At 51.3% G+C, this 13,826-nt stretch carries 12 protein-coding genes and 1 pseudogene; 12 read left to right on the forward strand and 1 reads right to left on the reverse strand.

What is annotated here, in order from left to right:
• Window positions 1-18 precede the first annotated feature (18 nt).
• The 12 genes and pseudogenes from ACO0LN_RS28940 to ACO0LN_RS28995 form a co-directional block, all read left to right on the forward strand.
• On the forward strand, window positions 19-1,314 hold the full coding sequence (locus ACO0LN_RS28940; RefSeq protein ID WP_422979990.1) for a hypothetical protein: 1,296 nt from the start codon (window positions 19-21) through the stop codon (window positions 1,312-1,314).
• 94 nt (window positions 1,315-1,408) lie between these two features.
• Window positions 1,409-2,428 (forward strand): GTP 3',8-cyclase MoaA, encoded by a 1,020-nt coding sequence (moaA, locus tag ACO0LN_RS28945; RefSeq protein WP_422979992.1) that lies wholly within the window; start codon window positions 1,409-1,411, stop codon window positions 2,426-2,428.
• Between the two features lie 19 nt (window positions 2,429-2,447).
• Window positions 2,448-3,143: a carbonic anhydrase gene (locus ACO0LN_RS28950; protein ID WP_422979994.1), complete on the forward strand. Its 696-nt coding sequence runs from the start codon at window positions 2,448-2,450 to the stop codon at window positions 3,141-3,143.
• 79 nt (window positions 3,144-3,222) lie between these two features.
• Window positions 3,223-5,160, forward strand: coding sequence for a type IV pili methyl-accepting chemotaxis transducer N-terminal domain-containing protein (locus ACO0LN_RS28955; protein WP_422979996.1), 1,938 nt, complete (start codon window positions 3,223-3,225; stop codon window positions 5,158-5,160).
• A 36-nt stretch (window positions 5,161-5,196) separates the two neighbouring features.
• On the forward strand, window positions 5,197-5,844 hold the full coding sequence (locus ACO0LN_RS28960; protein ID WP_422979998.1) for a response regulator: 648 nt from the start codon (window positions 5,197-5,199) through the stop codon (window positions 5,842-5,844).
• A gap of 112 nt (window positions 5,845-5,956) precedes the next feature.
• Window positions 5,957-6,649, forward strand: a complete 693-nt coding sequence (locus ACO0LN_RS28965; protein WP_422980000.1) for a Crp/Fnr family transcriptional regulator — start codon at window positions 5,957-5,959, stop codon at window positions 6,647-6,649.
• 71 nt (window positions 6,650-6,720) lie between these two features.
• Window positions 6,721-7,725, forward strand: coding sequence for a ubiquinone anaerobic biosynthesis protein UbiU (gene ubiU / locus ACO0LN_RS28970; protein ID WP_422980002.1), 1,005 nt, complete (start codon window positions 6,721-6,723; stop codon window positions 7,723-7,725).
• Window positions 7,726-7,727: 2 nt separating this feature from the next.
• Window positions 7,728-8,666, forward strand: coding sequence for a U32 family peptidase (locus ACO0LN_RS28975; protein ID WP_422980004.1), 939 nt, complete (start codon window positions 7,728-7,730; stop codon window positions 8,664-8,666).
• A gap of 15 nt (window positions 8,667-8,681) precedes the next feature.
• Window positions 8,682-9,134: a ubiquinone anaerobic biosynthesis accessory factor UbiT gene (ubiT, locus tag ACO0LN_RS28980; RefSeq protein ID WP_422980005.1), complete on the forward strand. Its 453-nt coding sequence runs from the start codon at window positions 8,682-8,684 to the stop codon at window positions 9,132-9,134.
• Window positions 9,134-9,517, forward strand: coding sequence for a putative zinc-binding protein (locus ACO0LN_RS28985; protein ID WP_422980007.1), 384 nt, complete (start codon window positions 9,134-9,136; stop codon window positions 9,515-9,517). Before ubiT ends, ACO0LN_RS28985 begins: the two co-directional genes overlap by 1 nt.
• Before the next feature lie 60 nt (window positions 9,518-9,577).
• Window positions 9,578-10,723 carry an NnrS family protein gene (locus ACO0LN_RS28990; protein WP_422980009.1) on the forward strand — a complete coding sequence of 382 codons (1,146 nt, stop codon included), beginning with the start codon at window positions 9,578-9,580 and terminating at the stop codon, window positions 10,721-10,723.
• 78 nt (window positions 10,724-10,801) lie between these two features.
• A pseudogene (locus tag ACO0LN_RS28995) lies at window positions 10,802-11,047 on the forward strand (IS6 family transposase); the annotation flags it as partial.
• Between the two features lie 464 nt (window positions 11,048-11,511).
• Here ACO0LN_RS28995 and ACO0LN_RS29000 read toward each other — a convergent pair.
• Window positions 11,512-13,826 (reverse strand): beta strand repeat-containing protein (locus ACO0LN_RS29000; RefSeq protein ID WP_422980011.1); only part of this gene is annotated, 2,315 nt, incomplete at its 5' end.

Here is a 13,826-nt window from a genome sequence, read left to right on the forward strand (position 1 = left end):
ATGCACAGATAGCCATCTATGGCTGGCGTAAAAATTCTTAACTACGAACTGTCTCCTTCGCCAGCCACTATCTTTGGCTGTCTATTGCCTGCGCCCTGGATGGGGGTATTGACAGGTCTGCTGCTGGCATTTGGCCCGCAGCAAGGTTTGCCAGACCGGTTTTCGCCTTTGACTTTGGCGCTTACTCACTGCCTGGTACTGGGGATGCTGGCACCCATTATGATAGGCGCGCTGTTTCAATTAATACCTGTGGTAGCAGGACAGGCAGTGGCAGGCGCGCGCAAGATAGCTCCTTTTGTGGCGCTTGGCTCTGCCTTGATCGCAGTTGGCCTTAGTCTGGGATTCTTGCAGGGTATCACTACAGGATTTGTTTTTGCCGGTATGCTGGCTTCGCTATTATATGGTGCTGTCACACTGGTCTTACTGACAGCGGCGTGCAAGATCGCGGTTGTCGATAGCACCACGCGCACCTTGCGGTGGATACCTCTGGCGTTCTTGCTGGTCGTGGCACTGGGTATCAGCCTGGCAGGCAATTTTGCCGGTTGGTGGCAACTTGATGTCATGTACTTGCTGGACTTGCATGTGGCTTGGGGATTGACAGGCTGGATAGCGACGCTGGTACTGGGAGTAGCATCGACGACGGTACCCATGTTCTTGCAAACAAAACGACCGTCGGTACATTGGCAAAGGGCATTGCCGGGCGTCCTTTGTCTACCCTTGTTATTGGCATTCTGGCCAGCGCTACAGCAGTTTGCTTTCTTATTCGCTTGCCTGGTGATTTGCTTGTTGGCCTCAATTGCCTTTGTGACTGTCTGGTGTGCCAAACGCTGCTTTGATCCTGCATGGGGCTTATGGCTGGTGTGTACAGCCAGCTATATGTGCGCAGCTCTGCTGGCAGCCTTGCCAACTGTCCTCAAACATGTTGGTGGATTTATTTTGCCGGATCTTATCTCGCAGGCACTTCCATGGTGGATAGCTGTGCTGGTACTGCTTGGTGGTGCGATATTACCGGTCAATGCGATGCTGGGCAAGATTATTCCATTCTTGATATTCCTGCATTTGCGCAAACAGACGCCGATGGGGCAGCGCGTACCTACCATGCAAGCAGTTTTGCCGCCACAGCGCTTGCTGTGGCAAGCGCGTGCTGTATTGCTGGCATTCGCTTTACTGATGTTATTGCCGCTGGCACCGGCCTGGCTTGCTACAGCGGCAGGAATTGCCTTTTCCATATCCCAGGGCTATCTGGGCAGTCTGCTGATCATGTGCTTACTACGTTACCGTCATGAATTGAAAACAGTATTTCTGATCAAATAAGTCACTCCAAGTCGCTCATATAGGTCGAAAGAACTATCTCCCTTTAGCTTGGCGGCGAATTGTGCTGTCGCAAGTCTCCAACCACAATGCAGGTATGGAAACTCCTGCCCCTCCTTCAACCACACTTGTAACTGCGCCAGCACTGATAGACCGCTTTGGCCGCCGGGTCAGTTATTTGCGCCTGTCTGTCACTGACCGCTGCGATTTGCGTTGCAGTTATTGCATGCCCAAAGGTTTTTCTGGCTTTGAAGAGCCTGAGAACTGGCTGCGTTTTGATGAAATTGCCCGGGTTGTTGCCGCATTTGCACGCATGGGTGTAGGGCGTGTACGTCTGACCGGTGGCGAGCCTTTGTTACGCCGTGGCTTGCCACAACTGGTGGCACAGTTATCGGGCTTGCCAGGGCTAAAAGACATTTCGCTTTCCACCAATGCGACCCAATTGCACAAGCATGCACAAGTCTTGCACGATGCAGGCGTACGCCGCATCAATGTCAGCCTGGATAGCCTGGACCGGGCCTGCACAGAAAAAATTACAGGGCGCGATAGCTTCGACAGCATCATGGCTGGTCTGCAAGCGGGCAAGCGAGCGGGGTTCGACCCTATCAAGCTGAATATGGTGGTAATGCGTGGCATCAATGACCATGAAATCATGCGCATGGCGCAATTCTGTTTTGAAGAAGGTTTTATCTTGCGCCTGATCGAAGCCATGCCCATGGGCGAGACTGGGCGCAACAGCCAGTATATGGATATAGGTCCGATCCGCGATCAATTGGTCAGCCGGTTTAATTTAGTCCCCGCAGCGGCAGAACTCGGTGGTGGCCCGGCCCGTTACTGGACGACGGGCGACAGCAAAGGCACGATAGGCTTTATTTCTCCCATCAGCCAGCACTTTTGTGCCACCTGCAACCGCGTGCGTTTGTCGGTAGATGGTACTTTGTATATGTGCCTGGGGCAGGAAGAAAAGTTTGAACTGCGCCCCTTGCTGCGCGCCGGTATCAGTGACCAGAAACTTGATGCTGCCATACGGACAGCGATAGAATTAAAGCCGGAGCGCCATGAATTCAAGGAACAACCACATAAAATTATCCGCTTCATGTCACAAACTGGCGGCTAGCAGAATGATGGAGTAAAGTATGGAAGTCAGAAATATCCAGCAATTCATAGAGGGGTTCCAGCGTTTTCAAAGCAAATATTTCACAGGAGAAGACCGCCTGTTTGAAAAGCTGAATCACGGCCAGAATCCCACCACCTTATTGATAGGTTGTTGCGATTCACGGGTAGACCCCGCCCTGTTGCTCGATTGCGATCCTGGCGATATTTTTGTGATTCGCAATGTCGCCAACCTGGTACCACCCTGCAATGAATCAGCACAACAGCATGGCGTGAGTGCGGCCATACAGTTTGCCGTCGAGGCGCTGAATGTAAAACGCATCATCGTCATGGGCCATGAAAAATGTGGCGGCATACGGGCACTGATGCAGGGTTACCAGCCCAGTCGCAAGATAGATTTCATAGGCCGCTGGATGAAGATAGTTGAACCAGTCAAGCAGCAAGTGCTGCAGCAACTGGCGAATTGTTCGGAATCGGAACAGATACGTGCCTGCGAATTGGGCGCAATCATCAATTCCTTGAATAATCTGCGCAGTTTTCCCTGGATATCCGAGCGTGAGGCCAGAGGCGACATTGCTTTGCATGGCTGGTATTTTGATATGAGCAACGGTGCCTTGCTGGCCTATTCAGAACGTTCTGACACGTTTTTACCCATGGTATGCCCCCTGAACATTGCCAGCAAGGCCGTCATAAAAGAAGTCTCTTATAGCGAACCATGAAGAATGGTCTGCAATGCGCCTATACTAGCTCTGACACCAGCCCTGACTCGTCTGACCCATACCAGCTAAAGTACCCATCATGAACCCTATATCAGGCTCACCCCATACCTTGCCAGTAGGCAAGCGCCTGACTTTCAGGATACTACTGACGACGCTGATAGGCCTGGGCCTTACGCTGGCAGCAGTTGGCTATACCTTGTTGCTGTCATGGCAATTGGAGGGGGGCGGTGCAGCAATCAATGAAGCAGGCAGTCTGCGCATGCGTTCTTACAGATTGGCGATGGAACTTGAACATGATCAGGTCGCCATGAAAATAGAGCATGAACTTGAGGACTTCAATCGCACTTTGAACGACTTGCAAACGGGCGACGCCAAACGGCCCCTGTTCTTGCCCGCGTCCAAGCCTGTTCATGAGCAAATGCTATTGGTTCAAAATGAATGGCAGCAGCATATACAGGTCAATGCACGAAAAGTACTGACGGAAAAAGATCCGCAAAATAAGCAGTCAGCACTTGTCTTGTACAGAGAAGAACTACCTGTTTTTGTGGAAACCATCAATAAACTGGTATCGCTGGTAGAAGTTGAACTGGCAGAAAAAACCACCTGGTTGCGCTTATGCCAGACCGTACTGATCTTCATGTCACTGGCGGCCAGTATTGCATTGCTGTATTTGCTGTACCTGTGGATAGTCGGTCCGGTCACGCGCATGCAGGCAGGTATCGCGCGCATGTCCAAGGACGATTTGAGCGTGCGCCTGCCAATTGAAACAGAAGATGAGTTCGGCGTCCTGGCGCAAGCCTTCAACCAGATGGCTGACCATGTACAAAGCGTGCACCGCACTTTGGAAGAACGCGTAGCAGAAAAAACCGCCAGGCTGCAAGACCAAAATCATGAGATCAGCACCTTGTATGAAATTGCCGGATTCCTGGCAGGGCCGCATGCGATAGAAGAATTATGTCGCGGGTTCCTGCACAGGATAATGCAGAGAATAGAAGCCGATGGTGGCACGGTACGCATACTCGATAACCTCAGCGATAACTTGCATATCACGGTGCATGAAGGTATCTCGGAACAAATGATAGAAGAGGAACATTGCATCAAAAAGGATGATTGTCTGTGCGGCGCGGCTACCCATCAGGGCATAATCATCGTCAGGGACTTCCGCAAGATGGACCAGCAACGCCGTTACCGCTGCCAGGAAGAAGGTTTTTTCTCATTGGCGGTTTTCCAGATACTGGCGCGCGAACAAGTCATAGGCAGCTTCTCGCTACATTTTTCCAAGGAACGTGACATCACCAGCGAAGAACGACGCCTGCTGGAAACCCTGGGTAAAAACCTGGGTATCGCTATTGAAAACCAGCGGCTGATCGCCAGAGAAAAAGAATTTGCCGTATCGAATGAACGTAATCTGTTGGCGCAAGGCTTGCATGACAGCATTGCCCAAGGTTTGAACTTCCTGAACCTGCAAGTACAAATGCTGGAGGATTCCTTGAGTCGCAACGATGTAGAAGAAATCAAGGATATCACTCCCATGCTCCGCGCTGGAGTGCAGGAAAGCTATGAAGACGTGCGGGAGCTATTGCTTAATTTCCGCACCCGCTTGCAAGACAGTAACCTGGAATCAGAAATGCGCAACGTCGTCGGCAAATTCCAGCGTCAGACTGGTGTGCATGGTGAGATTGAGTTTGTCGGCAATGGCGCTCCTCTTGCACCTGAACAGCAATTACAAGTGCTATTCATTTTGCAAGAAGCTTTATCGAACGTGCGCAAGCATGCGCAAGCCAGCGAAGTCAGGGTCAAGGTACAGAATGAGCGGGATTTCTCCCTGACCGTGACGGATGATGGCGAAGGGTTCAACATGGACAAAGTCCACGAAAAAGGTGATGCACATGTAGGTCTGCGCATCATGCAGGAAAGAGCCGAACGGCTGGCTGCAAAATTCGATATCAAGAGCCAGGTTGGTGAAGGCACCACCATAGCGCTTGAACTATTGCGGCAAGAACGTCTGGTAGCATAAGCTCATTTTATAAGTATCGGAAAGCACGGGATATCAATGCCTATCAAGATTTTACTGGTGGATGACCACACTCTTTTTCGCAGTGGTGTGCGCTTATTGTTACAGCGTAATCCAGAGTTTGAGGTGGTCGGTGAAGCCGTGGATGGTCTTGATGGCGTCAAACGGGCCAAGCAATTACGTCCCGATGTCGTCTTGATGGACTTGAACATGCCAGGGCTATCTGGCCTGGAAGCCATGCAACTCATCGTCGAAGATTTGCCAGATACTGCAGTTCTCATGCTGACCGTTTCCGAAGAGGCCGAGGACTTAACGACTGCATTAAAGAATGGCGCACGCGGTTACTTATTGAAAAATATAGAAGCAGATTATCTGACGCAGGCTATTAAACGTGCAGCCGCAGGTGAGCCTGTGATTGCCGAATCCATGACAGCCAAGCTGGTCATGCAATTTCGCTCAGGACTTAATCAGAGCAATATCCCCAAAAAAGAAAAACTGACCCCCAGGGAACGCGAAACCATGGTCTGCCTGGCACGTGGTGAAAGCAATAAAGAAATTGCCCGCAATCTGGATGTCGCAGAAAGCACAGTCAAAATCCATGTGCAAAATATTTTGAAGAAACTGAATCTGACCAGCCGTGTGCAGATTGCTGTGTATGCAGTCGAACATGGCATGGATAAAAATTAAACATCCCGACGCTCATCATCCATTTGCAGCAGCGGCCTAGTCCTCCCGGCGTATAGGCATATCACCGCATCACTTCTACACTTGATCTCAATCAGTTTGCCGGAGATCTGTGATGACGAAAATAAATTTATTGGGCCTGCTGCAAAATCATGCCTTGTTCCGCCATATCGCACACGCAGATGTCAGCGAACTGCAAAAAGAAGTGGTCAAGCTGGAGCTGGACAAGGGCGAGATGCTGTTTCACAAAGGCGATATGGCAGAAGCCACTTACATCGTGGTTTTTGGCCTGGTCAAGTTATGCCTGCCTTCATCGCAAGGCAATGATAAAGTCCTCGAACTGATACGTGGCGGACAAAGCCTGGGTGAAGCCATGATGTTCCTGGACGAACCCTACCCCTTTTATGCAGAAGCCCTGGAGAACACGCTGCTGCTGAAAATTCCCCGCCATGCCCTGCTGCAATTACTTGACCGTTCACCGTCGATGTCCCGGCAAATGCTGGCAGGCTTGTCTTATCGTCTGTTGGGTTTTATCCGCAATGTAGAACGTTATTCCCTGCAAAATGCCACCCAGAGAGTGATCGATTATCTCTTGCAGCTATCTGCCTCCCAGCATAGCAATGACATCCGTCTTGAACTCAAAAAACACCTGGTCGCCTCACTACTGAATTTATCTCCTGAAACCTTGTCCCGTGTCTTGCACCAGTTGATGAATGAGCATTTGATCAAGGTATGTGGTGCCAGCATACATATAGCGTCCGAAGAAGCACTCAAGTCTTATCAGAAAAATGTTCACGCATTGGCTTAAGGCATGAAGGGATCGCGATTTCTTGACCCAGCACAATGACCTTGCGAATAATTTTCATTACCATCTGATGCATGAAACCTATAGATCTGGTGGCTCCTGCCGGTGGTCTGCTTGCCTTGAAGGCAGCGGTAGATAAAGGGGCAAACGCAGTGTACCTTGGTTTGCGCAACGCCACCAATGCACGCAATTTTGGCGGCCTTAACTTTGGCGACAATGACATAAGGCATGGTGTTGCCTATGCCCATGCGCGTGGCCGGCAAATTCTCTTTGCCATCAATACCTATCCGCAAGCACGCGCTGTCGCCGAATGGCGGGCGGCAATTGATACTGCGGTACAAATGGGTGCAGACGCGGTGATACTGGCTGACCCTGGCTTGATGGCTTATGCCCGTGATCGTTACCCTGATTTACGCCTGCACTTGTCCGTACAGGGCTCGGCAAGTACGCTGGACGCAATTGAACTCATGCGCGAGCAATTTGCCATCAAACGCGCCGTACTGCCCCGTGTCCTGACTCTGTCAGAGATAGAAAAAATTATTCGCCAGACCAGTGTGGAAATCGAGGTCTTCGGTTTTGGCAGCCTGTGTGTCATGGCCGAAGGACGCTGTCTTTTGTCCAGCTATGTCACTGGTGATTCACCGAACAACAAAGGTGTTTGTTCGCCAGCCCATGCGGTCAGTTGGGAAGAGAAAGATAAAACCATGTATGCCCGCCTTGGCGGAACCCTGATAGACCGCTATGCACCAGGCGAAGCAGCCGGTTATCCGACTTTGTGCAAAGGGCGCTTCGAAGTCGAAGGTGAAATAGATTATGCACTGGAAGAACCAAGCAGCCTGAATGCAATAGGCTTGCTACCCAAGCTCATCAATATGGGGGTAGCCGCCATCAAGATAGAAGGCCGCCAGCGCAGCCCCAACTACGTCAGCCAGGTTGTGGGCACCTTGCGCGCAGCACTCGATGCAGCACAACGCGCCCCTGAACGTTATACACCCCGTACCGACTGGCAAACCAGCCTTGCTCGCCATGCCGAAGGTGCACAGGTGACTCAGGGGGCTTTTGACCGTCCATGGAAATGAATATGTCTGCCAGCTTACCGTCAACGAGACCTTTGCTTTCTCTCGCACCTTTGGCTTATTACTGGTCGAAGCAAGATACCTTAAGTTTCTATGTCGATGCCATGCAATGGCCCGTCGATATTGTCTATCTCGGTGAAGTCATTTGTTCACGCCGCCATCTGATGAAACTGGATGACTGGCTGGCGCTGGGAAAAGAATTACGTGCTGCAGGCAAGCAAGTGGTGCTATCCAGCCTGACCCTGATAGACAGCGAAGCTGACAGGCGCAATATGCACAGGATGATAGAGCGCGCCTGTGCCGAGGATTTTTTGGTCGAAGCCAATGATTTTAGCGCCGTGCGTGCCATGCAGGGCAAGGCCTTTGTCGCTGGCCCGCATTTGAACATCTACCATGCAGACACGCTGGCATGGCTGGCCAGCCTGGGTGCCAGCCGTTTTTTACCGCCGATAGAGATGGGGCGTGATGACCTGGCTGCCTTGCAACTTCAGCGTGCCGAGCGGATGCTGCAGATGCAGACTGAAGTACAGGTGTGGGGGCGTCTTGCATTGGCGTTTTCATCACGCTGTTTCACGGCGCGGCATCACCGCTTGCGCAAGGACAGTTGTGAATTCCGCTGTGAACAATATCCCGACGGTTTGCCTTTGGCAACCAGCGATGGCAAGGATTTTTTGACCATCAACGGCATACAGACCCAGAGCGCCAGTTGCCTTGACCTGGGTGCGCAATTGCCAGAACTGGCCGCCATGCAGATAGATATTTTGCGCCTGCAACCGCAGGCACAAGGCATGGCAGCAGTGATCGCTGCATTTGACAGCGCCAGAGCAATGAGTACGGGTGCCAGGATCAATGAAACTTTGTTGCCACCACATGCACAGCGCAGCAATGGCTACTGGACTGATAAACCCGGCATGCAATGGTTGGCTGGCGAACAGATCAGCTAACAAGGATGATATAAAATGGATTTGAGTAATTTTCGTTTTTCTAAAAGCATACAAACTCTGGGCAGCTATTTGCCAGTGCAGTTGGCGAATGCGCCCTTGATGCTGATACTTGAACTGGCCAGGCGGCGTGCATTGCTGGTTGCGCCTGAGAGCCTGTATGGCAAGAGTTTTCGTATCAAGGTAGAAGACCTGGGACTGTCACTTTGTTTTTATTGCGACCAGGGCAAATTCAAGCCGCTTTCATCTCTGCCCCAGCCAGATGTCAGCCTGTCTGCCTGCGCCATGGATTTTTTAAAACTGGTAACTGGCCAGGAAGATGCAGACACCCTGTTCTTCCGTCGTCGTTTAAAGATGGAAGGTGACACCGAACTTGGCATCGCTGTCAAATACTGGATAGACGCCAGCGAGCGTCCCGCCTGGTTAGGCCAGTTCGCCCAGCACTTCATGCACGCAGGTGAGACCATGTGATGAAAACAGATCAACTACCGCTAGTGTATGCCTGCTCAGGATGTTCCAGTGTTGCGCAACTGGCCAATGACTGTGCAGTACGGCTAGACCGCGAACAAAAGGCGCAAATGTCATGTATCAGCGGCGTTGGCGGTGGCGTGGTCAGCCTGGTCAGGCTGGCACAATCTGGCAGGCCCATCCTCGCACTGGATGGCTGCGCGCTGGCTTGCGTCAAAGCCTGCCTGCGACAAGCTGGAGTTGCCCCTGATGTTCATCTGGTGCTCAATCAGCAAGGCGCAAGCAAGCGTTTTCATGCAGATGCCACGGACGATGAGACGCAGCAAATCTGGCAGCTGGTTGAATATGCGTTACAGCCATTGTGTGCCGTAGAGCCACAAGAATGATGGCAGACCTTAATTTTTGTGGGTGCTTCTAATGCCCGCTTACTTACCGGATCAATGATCATGAAACGTCTTGCAACTGCCCCGCACAGACTGTATTTCTTTCTCGGCGCTGTGTCCGTCCTCATCCTGTTTTTATGGTGGTGGTTGCAACTGCAGCATCCGCAAACCATGGCCATACCTTTGCACGCCTTGCTGATGCCACTCGGTGTCTTCCCCTTGTTCATTTTGGGCTTTACTTTTACAGCGGGTCCAAAATGGTTGTCAGTCAGCGCTGAGGATGATTATTTCTTGCTGCATGGTGCCACCTATTTTTGCGGCCTGCTACTGGCCATGCTGGCTGCCAGCCTGGGCTTGCCTGCTTTGCGCAGCTCAGGTTTTGCCCTGATGCTATGCGCCTGGTTGGCGGTGACCTGGCGCTGGGGCAGCTTGATACGACGCAGTACGGTAGCAGATAAAAAACATGCGGCAGCTATCTTCCTTGCCATGTGCGGCGGTGCAAGTGCTTTGGCAGCGACACTGATATGGAGTGGCGGCTGGTCTGGGGCTTGGGTAATTGCACGACAATTCGCCTTCTTTGGCTTTTTACTTCCCGTGTTTTTAACTGTCTGTCACCGCATGTTGCCATTTTTTAGCGGTAACGTGCTCAAACCCTATATCATCTGGCGCCCCTACTGGCTACTAGGCACGTGGTTGAGCGGGTGCGCATTGCTAGTACTAAGCGGTAGTATGCAATGGCGTATGCTGGAAGCAATCACGGCAACCGTCATGAGCCTGAGCTTCATGTATACGTCCTGGCGCTGGGGCTTGTTGCGCAGCCTGGCAAATCGCATGCTGGCAATGTTGCACTTCTCGTTTGCCTGGCTTGCAATCGTATTCGCGCTACAGGCTGCGGGTGCATTTGGCACGGCAGTAGGATCGGCGTCCGTACATGCCCTGGCTTTGGGCTTTATGGGAACCATGCTGGTTGGTTTTGTCAGCAGAGTCACTTATGGCCACAGCGGGCGGCCATTGCAGGTATCGAATTTATTATGGTGCATATACCTGGGACTACATCTTGCAGCTTTGCTGCGCATTCTGGCCAGTCTGCTTTCATTGGATATACTCATCATCGCTTCCGCAACAGCCTGGCTTGCCCTGCTGGCATGCTGGATCGCCATGATGCTACCCGTCTATCTTAGTGCGCGAGCAGATGGTCAACCTGATTAAAGCAGGGTTCTGTCGCATTAGCGGATTCTGCCGGGCAGACCAAGTAGATTGCGGATTTTCAATAATGGACAAATCGATATGCTCGACTTCAAAGGATCGCGTTTTCCAATCGACTTGATCCTGGTATGCATCCGCTGGAATGTGGCTTGCCCGTTGACCTACCGACATCTGGAGGAGATGATGGACGAGCATGGTGTCTCGGTTGACAATTAGTCGATCAAACTATGGGCAATCCGTTTCCTGCCGATTTTCGAGACGATCGCCCGCAAACACAAATGCCCGGTTAACGGTAGCTGGCACATGAATGAGAGGCGACCGAAAATTTTGAATAAAAATCGGTAAAACGAAAAGTTCAGAGTTAGCTGAACGAAACCCAGGAAAGTTCAGAGTTAGCTGAACGAAACCCATGAAGGTTCAGAGTTAGATGGTTTTTTATTTCAAAAACAAATCTCTTACAAAAAGGTAAGTCGTTGATATTTAAAATTATTGAGTCCAGAGTTAAATGAACATCGACAATTGTCGAAATGTCGAAATTCATTTAACTCTGAACTTTAATGCCCGAACACATATGTGTTAATTTGCGCTGGATTATGACCCAAAGTCAATTTTCAGTGCAAATCAACATTAAGGCGCAACACATGCAAATTTCCTCATATAACGTCACTCTTGTCGCTCTTACTTCTCAAGCAATGAATGCCAGTGAAGAAGAGCGAAATAGAATCATCAAGGAGTTTGTTGAGCAAATAAATTGCAATAGCGACGCCTACCAAACGCAGTGGTAGGTGTCTTTATGCAATCATATTGGCAGATGTGATCTGGCCAACCGTACCGGTCAATTTCACAAAGAAGTCGGTATCGTCAAACCGGTTGAGATCTGAACCAGTATTCTGCAGCAAATATGTACCTGCTGCCGAGCCTCCCGCTATCGTGATTAAGAAATACTGAGCAGCGTCCACAAAAAAAGGGTCCAGCGTATTGGCAATGACAGTCAGATAGTCGGACAAAGATGCAGTAGGTTTGTAAAGGCCATTCGAACTTGTCGCATTGAAACCGGTCTTGAAGTAATCCGTACCCGTCGCATTGAAATTTGCCACCTCGTCTATCTTGGTCCTGTTCGACATATTGACCCCAGTTTCTATCAATGTTTCCGAGCCTGAACCAGCGGTCTGCAGATTAATCGTATCCACCGCCGCACCACCGGTGATGGTAGTCGCCGCAGAGCTGGAACCCAGCAGGTTCAGGGTCTGGCCACCACTACCCAGGGTAATGGTGTTGTTACCCGTGCTCTTGGTATAGTTCAATGTGACACCTGCACCATTCGCGTTGGTGAAGCTGGCTGTACCTGTACTGCCAGCCACGTTGATGGTTTCGATATTCGAGACTCTGGTACTCAGGTCAATGTTCTGGGTGGTGGTCGCGCCGATATTGAGGGTATCCGTACCATCGCTGCCATCCACCCAGGGCGAGCGGGAGGTGATCTGGTCGGCCGTAAAATTAATAGTATCGCTACCTGATCCACCAATCACTTGGCCCACCCAATCGTTTGACGTAAAATAGTTGGTGCCATTGGCGAGGAAGTAAAGGGGTATACGCCCAAAGGCATTGAAGCTACCAGCCGTAGCCAGGGTCAGTGCCCTTACTAAACTGAGGTCGCCGGTAAATTGCGACATCTGGTCTATGGTTGCCGTGATTTCGAGCATTCCAGAGCGCGAAGACAGATTTTCAAAACCGGTAATCGTCGCATTGCTGATATCCGTAACCCAATCGGCGAATATCAGCGTGTCAGTGCCTGTACCAGCGGTATAAGTACCAAGGATGGTACCGCCACCGAGTGACAGACTATTATTGCCGTTGCCTAAGGACGCCGTATTGGAAATATTGCTACTGAAATACACATTGTCGTCTCCACTACCGCCAGTGTAGTTAACACTCGCCCTGGCAGGGATCATATCGACGGTATTGGTCCCGCTGGCACTGCCTTTGACAGTAGCCGTGCCTGTCAGGGCACCGGATGTCCAGGTAAAGCCACCAAGGGTAATGCCGCTGGCGTCAACGTTTGTCAGCGCGGTGCTCGATGATGACAGGTTCAGCCCTGCATTGCCACTCACATTGATGGTTTTGACCGAGTTACCCAGCCAGGTCAGTGAGTCGTTGAAAGCGCCTGTGGGTGTTTCCTGGGTGTCGTTGACACTGATATTGACGGTCTCGACGCCGGATGCAGTAACACCGGTGGTCGCAAAAGAAACGCCAGAAGAGCTGCTATCCGCCAGCGTCAGGTTGACGACATCATTGACACCACCCGCAAAGGCAGCATTGGTAAGGGTAACGGCCGTGCCTGTACCAATCAGCGTGATATTGCCATTGCTGGGCAGGTTGCTCAATGTCAGTCCGATTGCGCCAGAGAAAGTAACGTCGCTATAGTTACCCAGGGTCTGCAAGTCTATGGTCTGGTTGGTGACACTAGTGAGGCGCAATTTCTCAAAGCCGGTCACATTGCTGGCAAAGCTGCCGGAACCGGAAGCTGTGGCAGCATACGCTGCTGTCAGCGCGATAGTGTCAGTACCCGCGCCGCCATTCATAACGATAGGCAACAAGGCTGTGTTGGGAATGAAGGTATCATCGCCAGAGCCGCCATTGATGGTGGTGAAACCTGCCGATGTGTTGTAGGCGAAGACATTGGTGCCATTAGCCAGATTCAATACCTTGATGTTGCTGATAGTGCCACCGGTGCTGCCATTATTGATATTAAAAGTGCCCGCTGTAGTCAGGGTCAGTACATCCGTATCTGCCGCATTACCAGCAATGGTCGTCCCATTGAGCCCAGGAATGCTGGACATGAAGATATCATTGGCGCCAGAGACACCATTGAACGTGCCACCAGCAGTGACACTGACGGCATTGGCAATACCAAAGTCACTGGCTACTATGCTGCCTGTGGTGCCACCCAGTTTGACGATAAAGTCGCTGCCATCCACGGCTGTTGCGCTACTGCCCGAATTCTGGAACACATACGTGCCTGCTGCGGTACCACTGTTGACGGTGATGGTATAGGCCTGGCCAGTATTGGCAAGGCTCGCCCCCGCTGCTGTTGCGGCAGTCGCAA

The organism is Undibacterium sp. TC9W, from assembly GCF_049339865.1.
Classification (GTDB): Bacteria; Pseudomonadota; Gammaproteobacteria; order Burkholderiales; family Burkholderiaceae_D; genus Undibacterium.